Source organism: Xanthomonas sp. WHRI 6106, assembly GCF_040202405.1.
In the GTDB taxonomy this organism is placed as follows: domain Bacteria; phylum Pseudomonadota; class Gammaproteobacteria; order Xanthomonadales; family Xanthomonadaceae; genus Xanthomonas; species Xanthomonas cannabis.
Genome location: NZ_JBEGFC010000009.1, coordinates 195,115 through 217,720, shown reverse-complemented (window position 1 = coordinate 217,720; position 22,606 = coordinate 195,115). Strand labels below are relative to the sequence as shown.

Annotated in this window: 19 protein-coding genes and 1 tRNA gene; 7 read left to right on the top strand and 13 right to left on the bottom strand. The window is 66.7% G+C overall.

Annotation, left to right across the window (positions count from 1 at the left end):
* Positions 1-260: 260 nt before the first annotated feature.
* Together metX and ABQZ09_RS14440 are read left to right on the top strand one after the other, a co-directional pair.
* Positions 261-1,445, top strand: coding sequence for a homoserine O-acetyltransferase MetX (gene metX, locus ABQZ09_RS14445; protein WP_349777214.1), 1,185 nt, complete (start codon positions 261-263; stop codon positions 1,443-1,445).
* 101 nt (positions 1,446-1,546) lie between these two features.
* A complete protein-coding gene (locus ABQZ09_RS14440; protein ID WP_039414286.1) occupies positions 1,547-1,846 on the top strand; it encodes a DUF1294 domain-containing protein in 300 nt (99 codons plus the stop codon).
* A 55-nt stretch (positions 1,847-1,901) separates the two neighbouring features.
* On the opposite strand, the gene cydC is transcribed toward ABQZ09_RS14440, so the two are convergent.
* Together cydC and cydD are read right to left on the bottom strand one after the other, a co-directional pair.
* Positions 1,902-3,578 (bottom strand): thiol reductant ABC exporter subunit CydC, encoded by a 1,677-nt coding sequence (gene cydC, locus ABQZ09_RS14435; RefSeq protein WP_349777213.1) that lies wholly within the window; start codon positions 3,576-3,578, stop codon positions 1,902-1,904.
* Complete coding sequence (gene cydD, locus ABQZ09_RS14430; RefSeq protein ID WP_228314654.1) at positions 3,575-5,284, bottom strand: thiol reductant ABC exporter subunit CydD; 1,710 nt, start codon at positions 5,282-5,284, stop codon at positions 3,575-3,577. The genes cydC and cydD overlap by 4 nt, the downstream gene beginning before the upstream one ends.
* A 177-nt stretch (positions 5,285-5,461) precedes the next feature.
* On the opposite strand from cydD, the gene ABQZ09_RS14425 reads away from it, so the two are divergent.
* The 5 genes from ABQZ09_RS14425 to ABQZ09_RS14405 all read left to right on the top strand — a co-directional run bounded on the left by ABQZ09_RS14425 (position 5,462) and on the right by ABQZ09_RS14405 (position 10,071).
* Entirely contained in the window at positions 5,462-7,084 is a 1,623-nt protein-coding gene (locus ABQZ09_RS14425) for a cytochrome ubiquinol oxidase subunit I (RefSeq protein WP_228314653.1), read from the top strand.
* Positions 7,085-7,099: 15 nt separating this feature from the next.
* Positions 7,100-8,251 (top strand): cytochrome d ubiquinol oxidase subunit II, encoded by a 1,152-nt coding sequence (gene cydB, locus ABQZ09_RS14420; RefSeq protein ID WP_228314652.1) that lies wholly within the window; start codon positions 7,100-7,102, stop codon positions 8,249-8,251.
* A 222-nt stretch (positions 8,252-8,473) separates the two neighbouring features.
* On the top strand, positions 8,474-8,584 hold the full coding sequence (cydX, locus tag ABQZ09_RS14415) for a cytochrome bd-I oxidase subunit CydX (protein ID WP_047696850.1): 111 nt from the start codon (positions 8,474-8,476) through the stop codon (positions 8,582-8,584).
* A gap of 60 nt (positions 8,585-8,644) precedes the next feature.
* Positions 8,645-8,721, top strand: a tRNA-Pro gene (locus tag ABQZ09_RS14410).
* A 123-nt stretch (positions 8,722-8,844) separates the two neighbouring features.
* Positions 8,845-10,071, top strand: a complete 1,227-nt coding sequence (locus ABQZ09_RS14405; RefSeq protein ID WP_228314660.1) for a CynX/NimT family MFS transporter — start codon at positions 8,845-8,847, stop codon at positions 10,069-10,071.
* On the opposite strand, the gene ABQZ09_RS14400 is transcribed toward ABQZ09_RS14405, so the two are convergent.
* The 11 genes from ABQZ09_RS14400 to ABQZ09_RS14350 all read right to left on the bottom strand — a co-directional run bounded on the left by ABQZ09_RS14400 (position 10,052) and on the right by ABQZ09_RS14350 (position 22,585).
* Positions 10,052-11,965, bottom strand: a complete 1,914-nt coding sequence (locus ABQZ09_RS14400) for a CocE/NonD family hydrolase (protein ID WP_349777212.1) — start codon at positions 11,963-11,965, stop codon at positions 10,052-10,054. The two genes, ABQZ09_RS14405 and ABQZ09_RS14400, sit on opposite strands and share 20 nt — an antisense overlap.
* Before the next feature lie 472 nt (positions 11,966-12,437).
* Positions 12,438-13,682 (bottom strand): glutamate-5-semialdehyde dehydrogenase, encoded by a 1,245-nt coding sequence (locus tag ABQZ09_RS14395; RefSeq protein ID WP_349777211.1) that lies wholly within the window; start codon positions 13,680-13,682, stop codon positions 12,438-12,440.
* 160 nt (positions 13,683-13,842) lie between these two features.
* Positions 13,843-14,994: a glutamate 5-kinase gene (gene proB / locus ABQZ09_RS14390; protein ID WP_349777210.1), complete on the bottom strand. Its 1,152-nt coding sequence runs from the start codon at positions 14,992-14,994 to the stop codon at positions 13,843-13,845.
* 12 nt (positions 14,995-15,006) lie between these two features.
* Positions 15,007-15,267, bottom strand: coding sequence for a YciI family protein (locus ABQZ09_RS14385; protein ID WP_039414258.1), 261 nt, complete (start codon positions 15,265-15,267; stop codon positions 15,007-15,009).
* On the bottom strand, positions 15,267-15,626 hold the full coding sequence (locus ABQZ09_RS14380) for a cupin domain-containing protein (protein WP_184375007.1): 360 nt from the start codon (positions 15,624-15,626) through the stop codon (positions 15,267-15,269). The genes ABQZ09_RS14385 and ABQZ09_RS14380 overlap by 1 nt, the downstream gene beginning before the upstream one ends.
* Entirely contained in the window at positions 15,626-16,921 is a 1,296-nt protein-coding gene (locus tag ABQZ09_RS14375) for an argininosuccinate lyase (RefSeq protein WP_349777209.1), read from the bottom strand. The genes ABQZ09_RS14380 and ABQZ09_RS14375 overlap by 1 nt, the downstream gene beginning before the upstream one ends.
* A gap of 108 nt (positions 16,922-17,029) precedes the next feature.
* Positions 17,030-17,986 (bottom strand): N-acetyl-gamma-glutamyl-phosphate reductase, encoded by a 957-nt coding sequence (argC, locus tag ABQZ09_RS14370; RefSeq protein WP_349777208.1) that lies wholly within the window; start codon positions 17,984-17,986, stop codon positions 17,030-17,032.
* A complete protein-coding gene (locus tag ABQZ09_RS14365) occupies positions 17,983-18,594 on the bottom strand; it encodes a GNAT family N-acetyltransferase (RefSeq protein ID WP_349777207.1) in 612 nt (203 codons plus the stop codon). Before ABQZ09_RS14365 ends, argC begins: the two co-directional genes overlap by 4 nt.
* A gap of 5 nt (positions 18,595-18,599) precedes the next feature.
* Positions 18,600-19,943, bottom strand: coding sequence for an acetylglutamate kinase (locus ABQZ09_RS14360; protein WP_039414245.1), 1,344 nt, complete (start codon positions 19,941-19,943; stop codon positions 18,600-18,602).
* A gap of 45 nt (positions 19,944-19,988) precedes the next feature.
* Complete coding sequence (locus tag ABQZ09_RS14355) at positions 19,989-21,116, bottom strand: acetylornithine deacetylase (protein ID WP_349777206.1); 1,128 nt, start codon at positions 21,114-21,116, stop codon at positions 19,989-19,991.
* Between the two features lie 227 nt (positions 21,117-21,343).
* A complete protein-coding gene (locus tag ABQZ09_RS14350; protein WP_047694961.1) occupies positions 21,344-22,585 on the bottom strand; it encodes an argininosuccinate synthase in 1,242 nt (413 codons plus the stop codon).
* Between the last annotated feature and the right edge of the window lie 21 nt (positions 22,586-22,606).

Here is a 22,606-nt window from a genome sequence, read left to right as displayed (position 1 = left end):
GGCATGGATGCCGCCAAGGAGCTACATGGACGTACTTGCAGCGTGTCCCGCGATGGTGGGCGGGCAAGGGCCCTGCAACCAAGTTGCAGCTCACGCGCTTTAAAGAGCGGCATCACACCACGCAACGGCTCAAACCAATACCCCATTCCCCGTTCCCGTTCCCCGTTCCCCGTTCCCGCTTCCCAATTCCCAATTCCCAATTCCCAATTCCCAATTCCCACCCTGCACCCAGCGCATCCCATGGCAGATAGAATTGCGACATGACTGAATTCATTCCTCCCGGCACGCTCTACCATGCACTGCCTTCGCCGTTTCCGATGAAACGCGGTGGCGTGCTGCATCAGGCACGCGTGGCGTACGAGACCTGGGGCACGCTTGCCGCAGATCGCAGCAACGCCATCCTGATCGTCACCGGCCTGTCGCCGAACGCGCACGCTGCAGCGAACCAGGCCAATTCCGAGCCGGGCTGGTGGGACGCGATGGTCGGGCCGGGCAAGCCGATCGATACCGCCCGCTGGTTCGTGGTGTGCGTCAATTCGCTGGGCAGCTGCAAGGGCTCCACCGGGCCGGCGTCGATCGATCCGGCGACCGGGCAGCCGTATCGGCTGACATTTCCGGACCTGTCGATCGAAGACGTGGCCGATGCAGCCGCCGATGTCGTGCGCGCACTGGGCATCACCCAGCTGGCCTGCCTGATCGGCAACTCGATGGGCGGCATGACGGCACTGGCATTGTTGTTGCGCCGTCCAGGCATTGCACGCAATCACATCAACATCTCCGGCAGCGCGCAGGCGTTGCCGTTTTCCATCGCCATCCGCTCGCTGCAACGCGAAGCGATCCGGCTGGACCCGCACTGGAATGGCGGCAATTACGACGACATACACTACCCGGAGTCGGGCATGCGCATGGCGCGCAAGCTTGGCGTGATCACGTATCGCTCGGCACTGGAGTGGGATGGTCGCTTCGGCCGGGTGCGGCTGGATTCCGAACAGGCCGCCGACGACCCGTTTGGTCTGGAATTCCAGGTGGAAAGTTATCTGGAAGGCCATGCGCGCCGTTTCGTGCGCTTCTTCGACCCCAACTGCTATCTGTATCTGAGCCGCTCGATGGACTGGTTCGACCTGGCCGAATCCGTGGACACGGCCCCGGTCGATGCGATGCGGACCGTCGACACGCACAGCAGCATCGCGTCCACAGAGGTGTCCACCGACGCCGAAGTGTTGGCCGGCCTGGCCAACATCCGCATTGCGCGTGCGCTGTCGATCGGGGCCAACACCGACATCCTGTTTCCGGTGCAGCAGCAGGAGCAGATAGCCACGGGCCTGCGCGCAGGCGGCGCCGATGCCCGCTTCCTCGGCCTGGATTCGCCGCAGGGCCACGATGCCTTCCTGGTGGATTTCGCCCGCTTCGGCCCGGCAGTCCGCGACTTCCTGGACGCTTGCTGATTGCCAGGTCCAGAGCCACTTCCAGAGCCAGAGCACGTCCCTCGCAAACCGCCAGCAGCGCACTGCCGCGCCGGCTGCTGGCCGGCCTGTTCGCGGTCGGCATGCTCGGCCTGGTGCTCGCAGACCGGCTACCGGCTGCGATTGCGCTCTGGTACGCGGTAACGAGCATTGCCGCGCTGATCGCCTATCGGCTGGACAAGACCGCCGCCACGCGCGGCCAGCGCCGCACCCCGGAAGCGACCCTGCATGCCATCGCCTTGCTCGGCGGCTGGCCCGGCGCGCTGTTGGCGCAGTCGCTGTTCCGGCACAAGACCGTAAAGACCTCGTTCCAGATCGCGTTCTGGGTCAGCGCGCTGGCGAACGCCGCGGCCCTGGCGTGGGCGGTGTATCTGACGAGCTAAGGCGTGTCGTCGACCTGGGTCTTGTCGGCGCATGACGCACCGCTCGTCCGACGGCTCACCCCAGCGGTTGCAGCACTCCGCCCCGCATGCGGTAGTGCCGATGCACCACGCCGGCGGGCACGCTGTCGTGGGTGATCATCACCAGGCTGCGCTCGCCCAGTACCGCAGCAAGATCGAGCAGCAAGGCGTGCGCGGTGTCCACGTCCAGGCCGTCGGTGGGTTCGTCCAGCAGCAGGATCGGTGCATTGCGCAACAGCGCGCGGGCCAGTGCGAGGCGGCGCGCCTGGCCTGCGGAGAGCGTGGCGCCGTTTTCGCCAACCCAGGTGTCCAGGCCATCCTGGGCGGTGGCCCAGTCGCGCAGACGCACCTGATCCAGCGCTGCCCACAGCGCGGCATCGTCGGCATCGGCATCGCCGATGGCCAGGTTGTCTCGCACGGTGCCGGCGAACACCGGCGCGTTCTGCGGCAGCCAGGCGATGCGCCGATGCCACTGCGCCTGCGCGAAGGCTTTTAGATCGATGCCGGCATAGCGCACCTGCCCGGCGTGCGGGTCCCACAGGCGCAGCAGCAGGGCCGACAAGGTGCTCTTGCCGCTGCCGCTGTCGCCGCTGATGGCGATACGCTCGCCGGGCGCCAGGGTCAGGTCCAGCGCCTGCAGCACCGGACGCACGCCGCCCGTCCACGCGAAGGACACCTGCTGCAGTTGCAGCGTGCCGCTGACCGGCGCATCGACGGGCTGCGCAGGATCGCTGACCGAGGGTGCCTGATCGACGATGGCCTGCAGGCGTCTGGCGGCCACGCGCGCACTCTGCAACGCCTGCAGCGCCAGCCCGGCACCGGCCCAGACTTCCAGCAGCGCCATGGTCAGGAACACCAGCCCTGCCGCCAGTTCGGCCGCAATCAAGCCGCGCTCGGCAGCGTGCAGCGCTAGCCACAGCATGCCGGCCAGCCCGATGCCGCCGCACGCCGCATGCAACGCTGTGCCGGCAATCAGGTGCCGGCGCTTCAGGCGATCGCCCTGCACCACGTCGGCGGCAGCGGCATCGGCCTGCTGCAGCCAGGCGCCGTGCGCATCGATGGCGGCCAGATCGGCCGCGCCCTCCAGCCCTTCGAACGCCTGCGTGCGCAGCACCGTGCGCTGCTGCGCACGCAGCCGCTCGCGTCGTGCGCCGCCACGTGCAACCTGCCACGGCACCAGCCCGCCGATCAGCACGCCGAGCACCAGCAACAGCAGCGCGGCAGGCAGGTAGATCAGCGCAGCGGCAACCAGCCCGGCCAGCCAGATGCCGAGCAGTGCGCTCAGCGGGGCAAGCGCACGCACGCTCAGGCCGTCCACCTCGCCGATGTCGGACATCAGCCGCGCCAGTAGATCGCCGGTGCGCGTGGCCGACAACCGGCCCGGCGCAAGCGGCAGCGCGCGCCGGAAGAACCACACGCGCAGATCGCGCGCAATGCGCAGCGTCGCATCGTGCCCGATCACCTTTTCGCCGTAGCGCGACACGATGCGGGCAAAGGTCAGCGCGCGAATGCCCGCCGAGGGCGAGAAGAAATTGAAGCCCGCGCCCATGCCGGCCACGCCGGCCAGGGCCGCGGCAGTCAGGAAGCTGCCGGACAGGCCCAGCAGCCCCACCCCGGCAAGCGCGGTAACCAGCACCAGCAGTGCCGACAGCAGCAGGCGCCATGCATGCCGGTGAAACACATCGCGCAGACGATCGTGGCGTGGGTCGCTCATGGCTGCTCCACCGTGACGCTGGCGCCGTGCAGATCGATCACCGTGTCGGCCCAGCGCATCACGGCCGGACTATGCGTGGCCAGCACCACTGCACGGCCGCGCGCAAACACGCCCAACGTGCGTAGCAGCTCCGCTTCGGTGTCGGGATCGAGAAAGGCGGTGGGCTCGTCCAGCAGCAACAGGTCCGGCTCGCGCAACAGCAGCCGCGCCAAGGCCACGCGCCGCGCCTCGCCGCCGGACAGGCCGAAGCCGCGTTCGCCGATCACCGTGTCCAGGCCGGCCGACAGCTGCGCGGCAAACCGCATCACCTGCGCCGCATCGGCCACCGCCAGCAGCCGCGCGTCGCTGGCCTGCGGGTCGGCAAGGCGTAGGTTGTCGGCAATGCTGCCGTGAAACAGGTAGGGCCGCTGGGTGGCGTAGCCCACCCGCGTCCCGGGGCGCAGCACCACGCTGCCCGCCTCCGGCGTCAACCAACCGGCCAGGCCCTCCAGCAAGGTGCTCTTGCCGCTGCCGCTGGCACCGATCAACGCCACGCGCTGGCCGGGCTGCAACGCCAGCGAACACTGCGTCACCACCGCATGCGGCGCGCCCGGCGGGCGCAACGCCAGATCGCGTACCTGCAGCAGCGGCGCACGCGCCTGCGCCGGCTCCAGTGGACGTGGCGGCGGCGCGCCGGCAGGCGGCGGCTCGGCGTCAACGTCTTCCAGCAGTCGCTCGGCTTCGGCCACCGCTGCCAGCGCATTGGCGCGGTCGTGGTAATGCGCAGCAAGACGTCGCAGCGGCGCGAAGAATTCCGGTGCCAGCAGCAAGCAGAACATGCCCGCGCCCAGCGACGGCAGCCCATGCAGGTCGAGCATGCCCAGATAGCTCAGGCCGAAGTACAAGGCCACGATTGCCACGCTCACCGACGCGAAGAACTCCAGCACGGTGGACGACAGAAACGCGATGCGCAGCACTTTCAGCGAGCGCTCGCGCACGCCCTCGGCGGCGGCGGCAATCCCCCGCAATTCCGCCTGGCCGCGGCCGTACACGCGCAGCAGGCCCAGGCCCTTCAGACGATCGGCGAAATGCCCGCCCATGCGTGCCAGCTCGCCCAGCTGCTCGCGGCCGGCAGCCTCGGCGCCCCAGCCCACCAGCATCATGAACAACGGGATCAGCGGCGCGGTCAGCAACAGCACCAAGCCCACCACCCAATCAACCGAAAACACCGCGATCAGGATCAGCGGTGGCACCAGGAGCATCTCGGTGCGCGCCAGCTGATAGCCGACGAAATACCCTTCCAGCGCATCGGTATGCGCCAGGCTCAGTTCGCCGAGCTCGCCGCTGCGTTGCCGGCGCAGCCACACCGGCCCGTGCTGCACCAGACGACGCGCGATGCGTGCACGTAGCGCGCGCTTGGCCACATCGGCCACCTCGCCGGTCAGCGCTTGCGCCCAGGCGGTGAGCAGTGCGCGGCCGAGCACGGCCACCAGCAGGCCGATGCCCACGTCGCGCAGCTGCGCCACGGCCAGGTGCCGCACCAGCACGGCCTGCAGTAACCAGGAAATCGCGGCAGACTGCGCGAGCAGCAGCACCCCGGACAGCGCCACGGCCACACCTGCCAGCCGCCGTGCACGTGCGGCGGGTGCGGCCAATGCATCCAGCCATTGGCCGCGCTGGCGGCGCTGGGCGGGTGTTTCGCTGGCTCGCACGCTGGGCTGGCTCACATCAGTTCGGTCGAAGACTGCTCACTGCAAGCGATTGTAAGTCGCCACCCGCCACTGCGGGATGGGCATTGTGCCGTAGCTCATCTGGGCCGCATTGATTTGGATCAACGCGCCGGGCGCGGCAGGAGCAGATGATCCGCCGCATCCACTACCGATTCTCAACCAGGCCACCCCGCCATGATCGACTCGACAGTTGTCGAACTGTCGCGGCTGCAGTTCGCAGTCACCGCGATGTACCACTTCATCTTTCCGCCGCTGACCATGGGGCTGTCGTTCCTGCTCGGCATCATGGAAAGCGTCTACGTCATGACCGGCAAGCAGATCTGGCGACGCATGACCATGTTCTGGGGCGTGCTGTTCGGCATCAACTTCGCCATGGGTGTCGGCACCGGCATCGTGATGGAGTTCGAGTTCGGCATGAACTGGTCCTATTACAGCCATTACGTCGGCGACATCTTCGGCGCACCGCTGGCGATCGAAGGGCTGATGGCCTTCTTCCTGGAGGCGACCTTCCTTGGTCTGTTCTTCCTGGGCTGGAACCGCCTGAGCAAGGTGCAGCACCTGATCACCACCTGGCTGGTGGCGCTGGGCAGCAACTTCTCCGCGCTGTGGATCCTGATCGCCAATGGCTGGATGCAGAACCCGGCCGGTGCGGTGTTCAACCCGGACACCATGCGCATGGAAGTGGTCGACTTTGTCGCCGTGCTGTTCAACCCGGTGGCGCAGGCCAAGTTCGTGCACACCGTCAGTGCGGGCTACGTGCTGGGTGCGGTGTTCGTGATGTCGATCAGCGCGTTCTATCTGCTACGCGGCAAGCATGTGGAGATGGCGCGGCGCTCGTTCGCGGTGGCCGCCGCGTTCGGCCTGTTGTCGTCGCTGTCGGTGGTGGTGCTGGGCGATGAAAGCGGTTACGCCGCCAACGAGCACCAGAAGATGAAGCTGGCCGCGATCGAGGCGATGTGGGAAACCGAAGCTGCGCCGGCCGACTTCACTGCGTTCGGCATTCCGAACCAGACCACCCATCGCAACGATTACGCGATCAAGATCCCGTACCTGATGGGTCTGATCGCCACGCGCTCGCTGGATGAGCCGATTCCAGGCATTCTTGAATTGGTAGGCCGTGCCGAGCACCGCATCCGCGGTGGCCAGATCGCCTACGGCGCACTGCAACGCATTCGCGCCGACAAGAACGATGCCGAAGCACGCAAGGTCTTCGATGCGCATTGGCAGGACCTGGGCCACGGCCTGCTGCTCAAGCGCTACCGCGACGACATCGGCAACGCCACGCCCGAGCAGATTGCCCAGGCCGCGATGGACACGGTGCCACGCGTGCTGCCGCTGTTCTGGACCTTCCGCATCATGGCGGCCATCGGCATCTACCTGATCGCCTTCTTTGCGGTGGCGTTCTGGTTTGCGTGCAAGCACAACTTCCAGGAAAAACGCTGGTTCCTGACCCTGGCACTGTGGACGTTGCCGCTGCCGTGGATCGCGATCGAATGCGGCTGGTTCGTGGCCGAGTACGGCCGCCAGCCGTGGGCGGTGGAAGGCGTGCTGCCCACGTTCTACGCCGCATCGGGACTGGATCTGTACGAGATCGTGATGACGCTGGTCGGCTTCACCGCGCTGTACACCACGCTGCTGGTCATCGCGATCAAGCTGTCGTTGAAGACCATCCGCAAGGGACCGGATGCGATGTTCCCGCCGACCCAAGGCACCCCATCGCCGCACAGCGATTCGCCCCACGCCGCCTCCCCCAATGCCCCATTGAGCACCGGCGCGCTGGCCGGCGGCGCCCCGTAAGCCAGGAGAGACACCATGGATTTCATCTTGCTCGACTACACCACATTGCGCGTGATCTGGTGGCTGTTGCTTGGCGTATTGCTGTCCGGTTACGCGGTGATGGGCGGCTTCGATCTGGGCGTCAGCACCTTGCTGCCGCTGGTTGCCCGCAACGATGCCGAACGCCGGCTGGTAATCAACACCATCGGCCCGGTCTGGGAGGGCAACCAGGTGTGGCTGATCCTGGGCGGCGGAGCCATCTTCGCCGCGTTCCCGCCCTTGTACGCGGTGAGTTTTTCCGGGTTCTACCTGGCGATGTTCGTGATCCTGTTTGCGCTGATCCTGCGCCCGGTGGGCTTCAAGTTCCGCGGCAAGCTGGTCGGCCAGCGCTGGCGCAACAACTGGGACTGGGCGCTGTTCGTCGGCGGTTTCATCCCGGCGCTGATCATGGGCGTGGCCGTCGGCAATGTGCTGCTGGGGGTGCCGTTCCATTTCGACGACAGCATGCGCACGTACTACACGGGCAACCTGTTCGGCCTGCTGACGCCGTTCGCGTTGCTGGCCGGTGTGCTCAGCGTGGCGATGCTGGTTGCGCATGGTGCGGCCATGCTGGTGCTCAAGACCGATGGCCCGGTGGCCGAGCGTGCGTCGCGTTTTGGCAGCATCGCGGCGCTGATTGCAGCGGGCGTGTTCGCCGCGGCCGGTGCCTGGGTCGCGCTTGGCCTGCCCGGCTATGCGGTGACCTCGGTGCTGGCGACCGACGCGCAGACCAATCCACTGGCCAAGACCGCTGCACTCACCGCCGCCGGCGGCTGGCTGCACAACTACAGCAGCATGCCGGCCACCTTGCTGGCCCCCGTGGTCGGGCTGCTCGGGCTTGCCATGAGCGGCGTGCTGTTGCGCGTGCGGCGTGGTGGCCTGGCCTTCATCGCCTCGGGCAGCGCCATCGTGGGCATCGTCTTCACCGTGGGCCTTGCGCTGTTCCCGTTCCTGTTGCCCTCCTCCACTGCACCGAGCGCCAGCCTGACGCTGTGGGATGCCTCCAGCAGCCAGCTCACGTTGTGGATCATGCTGCTGGCCACCACCGTGTTCATGCCGATCATCCTGGCCTACACGACGTGGGTGTATCGCGTGCTCAGGGGCAAGGTCACCGACGACGAACTGTCGGCCAACCCCAATGCATATTGAGGGCGGCCACCCACCCGACTGACGTCAACCACCGCGGTGCGGCGTGATGCGGTAGCGGCCTGTTGCGCTCGCACGCGGCAGCTGCTTCACGCTACGCAGCCGGGCAATGACTGCCCGGCTGCAGAGCGCAGGCGCTTCATCTCACTTCCTTGCGGCGACACCAGCGCAATGGCGGCGCCGCGTTCGCCATCCCACTTTCGCAACGATTCGAGGAGCAACATCATGTGGTACTTCGCCTGGATTCTCGGTACCGGCCTGGCGGCACTGGCCGCAGTGCTCAACGGCATGTGGTTCGAAGCACGCGAGCCCGAGCGCATCCAACCGCCGCAGTAAAAATAATTGCGCAAGATGCTTGCCGATTCCGCATTCCCTATGTAACATACGCGGCTCCTTCGGGGTGTAGCTCAGTCTGGTAGAGCGCTACGTTCGGGACGTAGAGGTCGCAGGTTCGAATCCTGTCTCCCCGACCAGTTTCAAAACACAAAACCGGCCTCGTGCCGGTTTTGTGTTTTCAGGCGCCGTCGCACGCATGTGCACGGTGCGGATGGTCTGTCATGTCTGTTGTCACCGCCGCCGCTTCCTCGTCCGCCCAATTGCGTGGTCGCGGCCTGGTGCTGGCTGCCATTTTGTTGTCGGCCTTCAACCTGCGCACTGCGGTGACCTCGCTGACGCCGCTGCTGGAGCGCATCGCCGACGAATACGCCTTCGGTGCACCGACGATGGGTGCGCTGGGCATGTTGCCCACCGCTGCCTTTGCGTTGACAGGTGTGGCGACCCCGGCGGTGTTGCGTCGCATCGGCTTGCTGCGTACTGCCTTGTTGTCGATGGCGCTGGCGACGCTTGGCATGGTCTTGCGGCCGCTGTTGCCGGGCACCACCGGGCTGCTGCTCGGCTCGCTGGTGGCGCTGGCCGGCATGGGCATGGGCAACGTGGTGCTGCCGCCGTTGGTGAAACGCTATTTCGGCGACCGCGTGGGTCGCGTCAGCACGCTGTACATCACCGTGCTGCAGGTGGGCACCTTGCTGCCGGCGTTGCTGGCGGTGCCGGTGGCCGATGCGCTGGGCTGGCGCAGCTCGATGGTGGTGTGGGTGATGCCGGCGCTGCTGGCATTGGCGGCGTGGGCGCTGGTGCATGCCAGCCAGGGTCGCCTGCGCGCCACCGGCCCGGCGCCGGTCACCCCGACCCCGGAGGCCGAGGGTCGGGTCGCACGCACCGCGCTGGGCTGGAGCATGGCGGTCACCTTCGGCATGACGTCGCTGATCACCTATTCCATGTTCACCTGGTTGCCCACGCTGCTGCGCGAAGCCGGCGCCTCGCCTGCCTTCGGCGGCACCATGGTGGCGTTGTTCGCGGCGTTGGGCATGGTGGGTGCGCTGACCATGCCGGCGCTGGCGGTGCGCATGCGCAACCCCTTCCCGATCGTGCTGGCGTGCGCGGCCTGTCATCTGATCGCGTTCACCGGGCTGTGGTGGGCACCGCTGGCCGCGCCAATCCTGTGGGTGACCCTGCTCGGCCTGGGCCCGAGCACCTTTCCGCTGGCGCTGGTGCTGGTCAACCAGCGCAGCCGCACCGCAGCCGGCTCGGCCGCACTGTCCGGGTTCTCGCAAGGCATGGGCTATGCGATGAGCTGCCTGGGACCGTTCCTGTTCGGCTGGCTGCACGCCCACCGCGGCGGCTGGACCTCCCCGTTCGTGTTCCTGGTGATCTGCATCCTGGTGCAGCTGGCCGCCGCCTGGGTGGCCTGCCGCCCGCAACTGCTGGAAGACAGCTGGGCGCAGCCGGCACGCGGCGCCAGTGCGGTCAACGCACCGGCAGACTGATGTAGCTGGGCTGCTCGGGGCTCACGTACACCCGTTGCGTGGCCTTCTGATACTCGCCCGGCTTGGCGAAGAAGATATTGGGCACGTAGGTCTGCGGGTTGCGGTCGTAGAGCGGGAACAGGCTGGACTGCACCTGCACCATCACCCGATGGCCCGGCTGGAAGGTGTGGTTGGCAGTCGGCAAACCGAACTGGTACGCCAGCGGCTGGTTGGCCGCCAGTGGCTTGGGCGTGCTGAAGCTCTCGCGGTAGCGGCCGCGGAAGATCGCCAGCGACACGGGCAACTCGTAGCCGCCCATCTTCGGGTCCGATGCCATCTCGTCCGGATACACGTCGATCAGTTTGACCACCCAGTCGCTGTCGCTGCCGCTGGTGGACGCTTGCAGATGCACTTCCGGTGCGCCGGCGATCTGCAGCGGCTCGGTCAACGGCTCGGTGACGAAGGTCAGCACGTCCGGGCGGCCGTCGACAAAGCGCTGGTCGTGCACCAGCCAGGTGGTCCACATGCTGCGGTCGCCAAAATCCACCGGGCGTGGCACGAACGGCACCGGCTTGGCCGGGTCGGAGACGTACTCTTCGAAGCCGGGCTGCCCGGCTGCCGGCGCCTGGAACGACAACTTGCCACCGGCCTGCAGGTACAGCGGCCGGCTCGCCGCCGCGCAGCCCTTGGCGCAGCTGCGCGGCCAGGCTTGCAGGCGGTCCCAGTGGTTCTCACCGGTGTTGTAGATGAACACTGGCGGTGTGCTGGCCTTGGGTGCGCCGTCGACCAGGTACTGGTCGAAGAACGGGCGCAGCACCTCGGAGCGGAACTGCCGCGCGGTATCGCCGTTGAAGTTCAGCGCACCCAGCGAACCGCCATCGTAGTTCACCTGGCTGTGCCGCCACGGGCCCATCACCAGGTAGTTCAGCGTGTTGCCCTTGTCGCGCGGCTCCATCGCCGCGTAGCTATGAACCGCGCCCCACATGTCTTCCTGATCCCACAGGCCTTGCAGCCACATCGTGGGCACCTTCAGTGGCGTGCGCGCCATCACCTTGTCCAGCGCCTGCCCCTGCCAGAACGCATCGTAGGCGGCGTGTTCGGTGAGCTTGTGCCACCACGGCAACTGCTCGAGGCCGGCGGCCCTGGCGAAGTCGCCGGCCGAGCCGGCACGCAGGAAGTTGCTGTAGTCGTCGTGCCCCTGCCGCGCGATGCCGGTGCCCTTGCCGCGCTGGGTGAGCTGGCCGGTGAAGTAATCGAAGTTCACCTGGCGGAACGCGCCGTAGTTGAACCAGTCGTCGCCCATCCAGCCGTCGATCATCGGGCTTTCCGGCACCGCCACCTTGAGCGCCGGATGCGGGTTGGTCAGCGCCATCACCACCGTGAAGCCCTCGTACGAGGAACCGATCATGCCGACCTTGCCGTTGGACTCGGTGACGTTTTTCACCAGCCAGTCGATGGTGTCCCAGGCATCGGTGGCATGGTCCACCTCGCTGGGATTGAGCGCGCCGCGCAGCGGCCGGGTCATCACGTAATCGCCTTCGGAGCCGTACTTGCCGCGCACGTCCTGGATCACGCGGATGTAGCCGCCTTCCACGAACACGTCGTCGCCCTGCGCCAGCAGGTCCTTCATATGCGGCGATGCCATGCGCTCGGCGCGCCCGCTGGCGTTGTACGGGGTGCGCGTGAGCACCATCGGCGCGTTGTGCGCGCCCTTGGGCAGCACGATCACCGTATGCAGCTTGACCCCGTCGCGCATCGGGATCATCACCTCGCGCTTGATGTAGTCGTTGGCGGCATCACTGGCCACGAACGGCTTGCCGGTGATGTCCGGCGTCATTGCCGCGGTCTGGGCGAAGGCGCTGCCGGTGCTGGCGGCAATGGCGGTGGCGAGCAGGCAGGCGGCAAGGCGGCGCATCGACAACTCCGGAGTGTGCGGGGGGCAATCGTCGACTGTAGGCAGGCACCGGGCTGCCGGGGGAGTGTCAAAGGTCGTGGTTGCGGCGTGCGACGGCCCGAGTCTCTGTGGCGCCGACTGACTGACGGCCGGCTGCGCGACCGTCGACCGCCCGCCTGTCCCACGGTGGTGGCGAGCTCCGGACCCGGAACATGCGGCGCGCACGTGACGCCAACGCGTTGCAGCGCTCGCGCTGCCGGCATCTGCGGTGACGCTCTGCGGCTCCGCTGCGGCCTCGTGTCGCGGTACCTGAGGCCAGCCACGTGCTGCAGCGCATGGCCGACCAGGGTTTCGTCAGCCAGGCCGAAGCCGATGCCGCCAAGGCGGTGCCGATGCCTCCGCGGACTAACCCGCAGTGCGTAACCCCTCGCTGCGCGCAGGGACATGCCAACCGGCGCAGACGCGCGCCACGCCAACGGCGCCGCTGAGGGCGTCAGTGCCGCACCTGGCCCTCGCCGCGCACCACGAACCGCTCCACGGTGAGTGCCTCCAAACCCATCGGCCCATACGAGTGCAGCCGCGTTGTTGAGATGCCGATCTCCGCGCCCAGGCCGAGTTCGCCGCCATCGGAAAACCGCGAAGAGGCATTGACCATCACCACCGCCGAGCGCAGCGACTGTACGAACTTGTCGGCGTTGGCTGCGTCCTGGGTGGCGATCACCTCGGTATGGTCAGAGCCATACTTGCGGATATGGGCCAGCGCCGTGTCCAGGTCCGGTACCACCCGGATGGCCAGGATCAGCTCGAGATACTCGGCGGCATAGTCGTCTTCGGTGGCCAGCGCGATCTCCGGCAGCAGCGCACGTGTTGCCGCGTCGCCACGCAATTCCACGTGACGCGCGCGCAGTGCGGCGGCGGCGGCGGGCAGAAAGCGCTCTGCCACCTCCGCGTGCACCAGCAGGGTTTCCAGGGCGTTGCAGGCCGAGGGGCGGCTTGCCTTGCCATCGATCAGCAGGCGCACCGCAAGCTCCACGTTGGCCGAAGCATCCACGAACAGATGGCACACGCCCTTGTAATGCTTGATCACCGGCACCCGCGCATGTTCGGCAACGAAACGGATCAGGCCTTCGCCGCCGCGCGGGATCGCCAGGTCGATGATGTCGCTGAGCTGCAGCAACTCCAGCATGGTCTCGCGGCGCAGATCCTGCACCAGCGTCAATGCCGCTTCAGGGACATCGGCCGCGCGCAAGGCACGCTGCAAGGCATGCGCGATCGCGGTGTTGGAGTGGATCGCTTCGGAGCCACCGCGCAGGATCACGCCATTGCCGGCCTTGATGCACAGCGCGGCGGCATCGGCGGTCACGTTGGGGCGCGCTTCGTAGATCATCGCAATCACCCCCAGCGGCACGCGCACCTTCTGCACGCGGATGCCGTTGGGGCGCGTGTCATCGCGGGTGACCTGGCCGACCGGATCGGGCAGCTGCGCCACCTCGCGCAGTGCGGCAGCGATGCCAGCCAAGCGGGCGTCGTCCAGCGCCAGCCGGTCGAGCATGGCCGTACCGATGCCCTTGGCACGCGCGGCCTCGAGATCGCGCGCGTTTGCGGCAAGAATCGACGCAGCATCGGCTTCCAGCGCGGCAGCCATCGCCTCGAGCAGGTCCTGCTTGGCCTGCGCAGAAAGTTGCGAGAGCACCTGCGCCGCGTCACGGCATTGCAGGGCGAGGGATTTGATGGTCATTGGGGGGCCGGGATTTGGGAGTCGGGATTGGGGATTGGTAAAAACAATCCGTCTCGTTTTACCACTACACGGGGATCAGTCACCCGGACGCGGAGGCGGTGGTTGGAAAACGCAATGCACAGGCGTTTGCGAATCCCCACTCCCGAATCCCCAATCCCGGCTACAAAAGCACCAAGTCATCGCGATGCACCACGTTCTCGCCGTAGCTATACCCAAGCACGCCGTCGATCTCGCGCGAATGGCGGCGTGCGATGCGGCGGATGTCCACCGCCGAATACTGGCTGACGCCGCGCGCCAGGCAACGCTCGCCATCATGATCGCGCAGGCGGATCTCCACCATGTCGCCGCGCCGGAAATCGCCCTCCGCGCCGGCCACGCCGCCCGGCAGCAGCGAGGCGCCCTTCTCGCTCAGCGCCGTGGCAGCGCCGGCATCGATCAGGATCGCGCCCGCTTCCACCGGCGCGTGCCGCAGCCAGTACTTGCGCGCGGCGATGCGCGTGCGCGCGGCATGGATACGCGTGCCACGCAGGCGGTCCTGCGCCAGGCCGCGCACCACCTCGCCACTGCGGCCATTGAACAGATAGGTCTCGATGCCTGCCGCGCCGGCTTTTGCGGCAGCTTCCAGCTTGGTGCGCATGCCGCCGGTGCCCACGCTGCTGCCGCTACCTCCGGCCATGGCGAGCACCTGCGGGGTCAGTTCGGGCACGTCGTCCAGGGGCCGCGCCAGCGGATTGCTGCGCGGATCGGCGCTGTACAGGCCATCGATGTCGGTGGCAATGAACAAGGCATCGGCATCGACCAGCGCGGCCACGATTGCGGCCAAGTTGTCGTTGTCGCCCAGCTTGAGCTCGTCCACGGAAACTGTGTCGTTTTCGTTGATCACCGGCAGCGCGCCCAGTCGCAGCAATTCGCCCAGGGTGGCGCGCGCATTGAGATAGCGGCGACGGTTGCGCAGGTCGTCATGGGTGAGCAACACCTGCGCCACCGGGCGCTCGAAAAAGCGCTGCCACAGTGCGATCAACTGCGCCTGGCCCAATGCCGCCAGCGCCTGCCGCGCGGCAATCGGCGCGCCGATCTCGGTGGCCTTCGGCAGGATCGCGCGGCCGGCAGCCACGGCGCCCGACGACACGATCACCAGTTCACGCCCGGCGATCAGATTGGCCGACACGAACTGCGCCAGCCCCAGCGCAAACCGCGGCGACAAGCCCCCGCCATCGGCAGCGAGTAGGCTGCTGCCGACCTTGAGCACCGCGCGCCGCCACGGCGGCAGGGGCTGCTCGATGAAAGGCGAAGGGCGTGCAGGCGTGGTCATGTCGGCGGCGGCTCAGTGCGTGTTCCACTCGTGGACGGTCAGCGTCGATGCGCCGCGCAGCACCAACGGGTCGCGCGCCACGATCTGCTGCGCCTGCGCCAGGCCCTGCACGTTGACCAGCACATACGCACCGCCGCTGCCGTCGCTGAAGCCACCGGTCAGTTCGAGCTGCCCGGCCGCACGCAGCGCGTCGAGAAATGCGCGATGCGGCGCCACCACATCGGCAGGAAACTGCGGATTACGCATCGCCAGCACCAGATAACGTGTGGACATCAGCCTGCCTCGCTATCGGCGGCGGGCTTGGGCTCGTTGCGGCCGAACGGCGTGGAAATCACCAGGAACCGCGCTTCCACATCCGCAAGATTGTGCATCTGATGGGTGGAACCCGGTGGCACGTGCAGGCTTTGCCCGGCGCGCAGGACATGCCGCTCGCCGTCCAGCTGCAGCATCACCTCGCCGGACAACACATAGAAAAAATGCCGCGCGCGGCTGTGCCGGTGGCGCAACTCCGCGGCGCCCGGCGGCATATGCTCTTCAAGCACGCTCAGGTTGGGGTCGCGCAACAGGTGCCAGCCGTCGCAGGCCTCACCCCAGGGGTAATGCTCTGCGCTGTCGGTGCTGATCATGGCCATCAGCGCAGCGCCTCCCAACGGGCACGCAGCACATCCAGTTGCAGGTCCGCAGCGGCGCCCGGCGAGACGCGTGCGGCCAGGCTGCCTTCCGGCGTGCGTCCCCGACCTGCAGTGTCGGACGATTCGGCCGCGGCCTTGTAGGCCTCGCGGAACGGCACACCGGCCACGGCCGCTTCCACCGCCACATCGGTGGCATACATGCCCGAATCGATGGCCGCATGCAGCTTGTCCGGCCGCCATTCCAGATTGGCCAGCAACGCCGGCAGCAGCTCCAGCGCGGCCAGCCCACGGCCGAAGCCATGCACGATGGCCCCCTTGCTGCTCTGCAGGTCGCGGTGATAGCCCGAGGGCAGCGACAGCAGCTGTTCGATCTCGGTGCGCGCGGCGGCCACGCTGGCGTGGGTGGCACGCATCAGTTCGATCACGTCCGGGTTGCGCTTGTTCGGCATGATCGAACTGCCGGTGGTGTACTGCGCCGGCAATGCAACGAAGGCGAACTCGCCGCTGGTGAACAGCGACAGATCCCAGGCAATCCGGCGCAGATCCAGCGTGGCGCTGCCCAGCGCTTCGAGCGCCGCCAGCTCGTACTTGCCGCGCGAGAGCTGGGCGTAGATCGGCGAGACCTGCAGCCGCGCAAACCCCAGCTCGGCGGTGGTATGCGCACGATCCAGCGGCAGGTTCACGCCATAGCCGGCGGCGGTGCCGAGCGGATTGCTGTCCACCAGCTGCAAGGTGTCGGTGGCGCGCACTGCGTTGTCGATAAACGCTTCCGCCCAACCCGCCCACCACATGCCGGCCGACGACACCACCGCACGCTGGATGTGCGTGTAACCGGGCACCGGCAAATCGGCCTCGGCCTGGGCACGGTCCAGCGCCACCTTGGCGATCTCCGCGCTAAGCGTCGCCACACGCTGCAGCTTGTCCTTCAACCACAGCCGCGTGGCGACCAGGATCTGATCATTGCGGCTGCGCCCGGTGTGGATCTTGCGGCCGGCATCGCCCAGACGCTCGGTCAGGCGCGCTTCGATGGCCGAATGGCAGTCCTCGTACTGTTCATCGAGCACGAACGCGCCGCTGCGGAAGTCGTCGGCCAGCAGATCGAGCTGTTCGCTCAGACCGCCCAGCTCCTGCAGCGACAGGATGCCGATGTGCTGCAGCCCCTGCGCATGCGCCTTGCTGGCAGCGATGTCGTGCAGGAAGAACTCGCGGTCCAGGATGACGTCGCCGCCGGCCAGGAAGCTCTGGATCTTGGCGTCCACCGCCACGCCGGGTTTTTGCCACAACAGATTGGTCATTGGGGGTCCTTTTGCGGGACTGGGGACCCGGAACCCAGGACCCGGAAAGGCAGGAGCATTTGCCCTTGCTTCTCCGCCTCCCGGGTCCCGGGTCCCGGGTCCCGACGATTACAGTGGAATTGCCATCAATTCGTCCCAGCCCAGCGCCAGGTTGAGGTTCTGCATGGCCTGGGTAGCGGCGCCCTTGAGCAGGTTGTCCAGCGTTGCCACCACCACCACGCGCTTGTTGCCGGGCGCCAACGTGACACCACCGATCTGCACACCGTGCTTGCCGGCGATGCGGCTCACCCACGGCGCCTCTTCGACCATCTCGATCAGTGGCTCGTCGGCGTACCGCTGCGCATAGCGCGCCTGGATCTGCTCGCGCGTCAGCGGCTGCTGCAACCACAGGTTGACGGTCATGGTGATGCCACGGAAATGCGGCGCCACATGCGGCATGAACTCCACCGGCACGCCGAGCTGGGCAGACACTTCGCGCTCGTGCATATGGTTGGCCAGCGCATACGGCATCAGGTTGTCCGCCAGCAACGCGGGGTTGTTCTTGTCCGAGGGCGTGGTGCCCGCACCGGAATAGCCGGACACGCCGAAGCACTGCGGTGGACCGGCCAGTTGATCGAGCAACGGCGCGATGGTCAGCTGCATGGCGGTGGCATAGCAGCCCGGGTTGCTGATGCGCTTCTGCCCGGCGTACCTGGCGCGCGTCAGCTCCGGCAGCCCGTAGTACCAGGCCGGATCGAAACGATAATCGGCGGACAGATCGATCAACAACGTCTGCGGCCTGGCGGCCTCGATCGCAGCGACGAACGGCTCGGCCTTGCCGTTGGGCAGCGCCAGGATCACCACGTCGGCGGCCTTGGCAGCCACCGCATCGGCATCCAGGCTTTCGTAACGCAACTCGCCCTCATAGGACTGGTTATGCTCGGCCACGCGCTGGCCGGCCAGTTCACGCGAGGACACGAACGCAAGTTGCAGATGCGGATGCGCCGCCACCAGCTTGATCAGTTCCGAACCGGTATGCCCGCGGGCGCCGACAATCCCGATCGTTGTGGTTGTTTGAGCAGTCATGCGTTTGCTTCCAGGCGGAACTGCAGGTGGCGTTTCACCCCGGCCCATTCCGTATCGATGATGGAGAACACCACGGTATCGCGCGGCGTGCCGTCGGCGTGGCGGGTGTGATTGCGCAGCACTCCGTCCTGCTTTGCGCCCAGCCGCGCGATCGCCGCGCGCGAGGTGTGATTGAACCAGCTGGTCTCGAACACCACGCTCAGGCAGCCCAGCGTCTCAAACGCATGCTGCAGCAACATCAGCTTGGCTTCGGTGTTGACGCCGCTACGCTGCACGCGTGGCGCGTACCAGGTGTAGCCGATGGACAGGCGTGGCACGCTGGCATCCAGGGCGTAGTAGCGCGTGCAGCCCACGATCTCGCCGGCGGCATCGCGCACCACGTACGGCAGCGCCGTGCCATCGGCGCGCGCCGCCAGGGCAGCCGCGATGTAGGCGTCCACCCGGGCCGGTGCCGGCACGCCGGTGTACCACAGCAGCGACAACGACCCGTCGCCCAGCGCAACACGCATGCCGTCGGCATGGGCTGTCTGCAAGGGCTCAAGCGTGGCGTGCTGCCCACGCAGGACAGGCAGCTGGCTCCACGACGATGGCAACGCCACGGATGTCATCGCACTCAGCCCAGCAAGGTCGGCTGACGCGTCGCGCAATGCGCCACGCAGTGCTGGATCTGCTCGAAATTTTCCAGCCCGTACCAGAACACCTTCCATTTTTCCTGCTTGATGCAGCCGTCGGATTCGGCGTAGTAGAAGATGTTGACCTGGTTGTTGTGACGCGAGCGCCAGAACAGCTGCGGCGTTTCTTCGCGCATCACGTTCCACACCGCGCGTCCCAGGCCCTCGCCTTGCGCATCGTCGAGCACGGCGAACTTGTCCAGGTAGGTCAGCCGGCCGGCACCGAACTGGCCTTCGTCGGTCAGGATCACCGCAGCGCGATAGTTTTCGCTCACATAGGCACGCAGCAGCTTGGTCGTGCTGAAATAGTCCGGTACCAACGTGCGGCCAAAGCTGGATTCAATCAGCGAGGTCAGCCGCGGCAGATCCAGTTCGTCCCACGAGCTGGCGCGCAGCACGCGCTCGCCACGCCGCACCAGCGTGCCCGAGCCCTTGTGCGTGAACAGCTCCTTGGCCAGGTCCGCCGGCCGGGTGATCGACACCGACGATTCCAGCGGCAGGCGGTCGAGCAAGTCCTTGATCTGCTCGATCTTCACCCGCATGCCGCCATTGATCCATGGCTGCTGCATCAGATGATCGAACTCGGTGGACAGGTTGATCGAATCGATCAGCTTGCCATCGGCGTCCAGCAGGCCGCCGGTGCCGGTGAGGAAGATGATCTTGTACGGCTGCAGCTCCTGGACCAGTTCGTTGGCAGCGAAATCCGCATTGACGTTGAGGATCTGCCCGCTGGGCGTTTCGCCCAGGCTGGTGATCACCGGAATGGAGCCAGCCTGCAGGCTGGCCTCGATCGGCGCCAGATTGACCGCCTTGACCTCGCCGACCAGGCCATACGTATCGCGATCCAGATACTGCGCCTCGAACACGCCACCGGTGATCGAGGTCGCACGCGCGCCGTTCTGCTGCAGCGCCTCCACCAGCTTGAGATTGGACGCCTGGAAGACCTTGCGCACGATCGCCAGCGCTTCCGGCGAGGTCACCCGCAGGCCGTTGACGGTCTGTTTTTCGATGCCTGCCGCCGACAACTCGGCATCCAGCTGCGGGCCCGCACCATGCAGCACGATCGGCGTCAGCCCTACTTCCTGCAGGAACGACAGCGACGAGGTCAGTGCGTCCAGGTCGTCGCGCAGCACTGCGCCGCCCACCTTGACCACTGCAAAGCGCTTGGCATCCAGCTGCGAAAAACGCTTGAGGTACTGGCTGATTTCCTTGGCGCTGGCCATGCTCGAAAGCAGGCGCACGATGGTCTGGCGGGTCTGTTTGTGGGGCTGTGCGGAGAGGGACATTGCCGTGATCGAAAGAGGAAGGGATGCGCCAGGCGCGGGAGTCGGTTACAGGGAACCGTTGATGATGCGGTGCACCGACTCGGCGTAACGCTGCAGTTGCTCCAGGGTGACGAACTCATCGGCGGTGTGCGCCTGCGCGATATCGCCCGGGCCGTAGACCAGCGCGGTGTAACCGCCTGCCGAAAACAGCGAGGCTTCGGTCCAGAAGTCCACCGCATTGCCGATCGGCAGGTCCAGCGCATCGGCCACGTCGCGCGCGGCCAGGCGACGTTCTTCTGCACGCGCGATGTCGCCTGAGGGCAGGCTCGGGCCGCGAAAGGTTTCCTCGAAATGCGCTGCTACCGGATCGGCAAACCCGGCGAAGGTCGCCAGCAGGCCATCCACGTCCATCGATGGCAACGGGCGGAAGCCGAACCGCAGCTCGGCCGCCGGCGCAATCATGTTGGCCTTGATGCCGCCATCGACACGGCCGATGTTGAAGCGCAATCCGGTCAATCCGCCGAAGCGTGCATGCGCCAGCGACTCGACATGATCCAGCGCCTTGCCGCCCCAGCGCATCGCCTGGTGCAAAGCGCTTGCAGAAGGGTCCTGCTTGCCTGATGCATGTCCGGCGCGGCCGGCAAACCGCATCAGCACCGAGCTGATGCCACGGTGTGCCAGCACCGCTTCGCTCATGGTCGGCTCGGCCACCAGCACCGCTTCGAATACCGGGACCCGGGACCCGGGACCCGGGACCACGGGGTGGGCGGCCAGAAACGCCGCGATACAGCGCGGGTCGTTGGCTTCTTCGTCGGACGAGAACAGAAACGCCGCATCGCCATCGCCGGCATTGGCCGCGGCCACCAGCGCCGCAGCCGCGCCCTTGATGTCGCAGACACCCAGACCGATCACGCGGTCGTCGGTGCGCCGCATCACGTGCGGGTCGGCACTCCAGTGCGGCGAATCCGGCACGGTGTCCAGATGCACATTGAACAGATACCTCGGCGTCCCACGCACCGCGTACAGACTGACGGCCCCGTCGCCATGGTCGATCACCTCGACCTCGAACCCCGGCAGCTGCGCACGCAGGTAATCGAAGATGCCACCGGTGGTGATCGTACGCGGCGGATTGCGTGTGTCGAAGGACACCAGCTGTTGCAGATGCGTCAGTGTATTGTCGAGCAGTGTGGTCATTGATCGCGTCTTGATTGCGTCGGGTCGCGTATGGTTGGTCTTTTTTGAGTGCGTCGGGCGGCGTGGGTCGGTCGTTCCAACGCCCATCCAGCCCTTCCCCCGCCTGCGGGGGAAGGTGCCCGACAGGGCGGATGGGGGCATGCGGCAGGTCGCCCTCATCCGGCGCTATGCGCCACCTTCTCCCGCATGCGGGAGAAGCAACGTCGTCTGCCTACGGAGCGATTGCCTCAGCGGTTCACCTGCGCGTACAGCGTGGAGCTCATCCCGAACAACTTGATGAAGCCTTCGGCTTCTTCCACACCCCAGTCGGCCGATTGCGCATACGTCGCGCCCTTGGTGTTGAGCAGGTGCGGCGAACGCACCGCCACCGCATCGACGCGGCCACCGCGGGTTTCCAGCGTGACTTCGCCGTTGACCTTGGCCTGCGAAGACTTCAGGAAGGCCTCGATGTCGGTCTTGAGCGGGTCGTGATAGAAGCCTTCGTACACCAGCTCCACCCACTTGCGCGCCACGTCCGGCTTGAAGCGGTTCTGCTGCTTGGTCAGCACCGCATCTTCCAGCGCGCGGTGCGCGGTGAGCAACGAAATCAGTCCCGGCGCCTCGAACACGATGCGGCCCTTCAGGCCGATCACGGTGTCGCCGGTGTAGACGCCGCGGCCCACGCCGTATTGCGCGAACAAGGTGTTGAGCTTGGCCAGGATCTTCGCACCCGGCAACGGCTTGCCATCGAGCTCGACGGCCTCGCCCTCGACGAACTTCAGCGTCACCGTCAGGGCCTCGGTCGGCCACGCGCTACGCGGCGCGCACCAGCCACGTGCACCCTCGCCCGGCGCTTCCCAACGGTCGATCTCGCCGCCGGACATGGTCAGGCCCAGCAGGTTCTCGTTGATGGTGTAGGCCTGCTGCTTGGCACGCACGCCAAAGCCGCGCGCTTCCAGGTACTTCTGCTCGTAGGCACGCGTCTGTGTGTGTTCCTTCTGGATTTCACGGATCGGCGCCACGATCTGGTAATCGCCCAGTGCCTTCACCGCCAGGTCGAAACGCACCTGATCGTTGCCCATGCCGGTGCAGCCGTGCGCAATGATGCGCGTGCCCAGTTCTTCGGCGCGCTTGAGCGCGGCATCCACGATCAGGTAACGGTCCGACACCAGCAACGGATACTGGCCCTGGTAGCCCTCGCCCGCCCACACGAACGGCTTGACGAAGCCTTCCCAGATCGCCGGACCGCCATCGACGGTGACATGGCTGGCGGCGCCCAGTTCGGCGGCACGCTTCTCGATGAATTCACGCTCTTCGGCATCCACCCCGCCGGTGTCGGCGAACACGGTGTGCACCGCATAGCCGCGCTCTTGCAGATACGGAATGCAGAAGCTGGTGTCGAGACCACCGGAGAACGCGAGGACGATATCTTTGGTGCCGGGATTGGAGATTGGGGATTCGGGATTGGTGGAAGCGGTCTGTTGCGACATGGGGGTCTCTTTAGAAGTTGA

Coding starts and splice junctions, on each gene's coding strand:
- metX (WP_349777214.1), top strand. CDS start 261: ATGACTGAATTCATTCCTCCCGGCACGCTCTACCATGCACTGCCTTCG.
- ABQZ09_RS14440 (WP_039414286.1), top strand. CDS start 1,547: ATGCTCGGCCTGGTGCTCGCAGACCGGCTACCGGCTGCGATTGCGCTC.
- cydC (WP_349777213.1), bottom strand. CDS start 3,578: ATGAGCGACCCACGCCACGATCGTCTGCGCGATGTGTTTCACCGGCAT.
- ABQZ09_RS14425 (WP_228314653.1), top strand. CDS start 5,462: ATGATCGACTCGACAGTTGTCGAACTGTCGCGGCTGCAGTTCGCAGTC.
- cydB (WP_228314652.1), top strand. CDS start 7,100: ATGGATTTCATCTTGCTCGACTACACCACATTGCGCGTGATCTGGTGG.
- cydX (WP_047696850.1), top strand. CDS start 8,474: ATGTGGTACTTCGCCTGGATTCTCGGTACCGGCCTGGCGGCACTGGCC.
- ABQZ09_RS14400 (WP_349777212.1), bottom strand. CDS start 11,965: ATGCGCCGCCTTGCCGCCTGCCTGCTCGCCACCGCCATTGCCGCCAGC.
- ABQZ09_RS14395 (WP_349777211.1), bottom strand. CDS start 13,682: ATGACCATCAAATCCCTCGCCCTGCAATGCCGTGACGCGGCGCAGGTG.
- proB (WP_349777210.1), bottom strand. CDS start 14,994: ATGACCACGCCTGCACGCCCTTCGCCTTTCATCGAGCAGCCCCTGCCG.
- ABQZ09_RS14385 (WP_039414258.1), bottom strand. CDS start 15,267: ATGTCCACACGTTATCTGGTGCTGGCGATGCGTAATCCGCAGTTTCCT.
- ABQZ09_RS14380 (WP_184375007.1), bottom strand. CDS start 15,626: ATGGCCATGATCAGCACCGACAGCGCAGAGCATTACCCCTGGGGTGAG.
- ABQZ09_RS14375 (WP_349777209.1), bottom strand. CDS start 16,921: ATGACCAATCTGTTGTGGCAAAAACCCGGCGTGGCGGTGGACGCCAAG.
- argC (WP_349777208.1), bottom strand. CDS start 17,986: ATGACTGCTCAAACAACCACAACGATCGGGATTGTCGGCGCCCGCGGG.
- ABQZ09_RS14365 (WP_349777207.1), bottom strand. CDS start 18,594: ATGACATCCGTGGCGTTGCCATCGTCGTGGAGCCAGCTGCCTGTCCTG.
- ABQZ09_RS14360 (WP_039414245.1), bottom strand. CDS start 19,943: ATGTCCCTCTCCGCACAGCCCCACAAACAGACCCGCCAGACCATCGTG.
- ABQZ09_RS14355 (WP_349777206.1), bottom strand. CDS start 21,116: ATGACCACACTGCTCGACAATACACTGACGCATCTGCAACAGCTGGTG.
- ABQZ09_RS14350 (WP_047694961.1), bottom strand. CDS start 22,585: ATGTCGCAACAGACCGCTTCCACCAATCCCGAATCCCCAATCTCCAAT.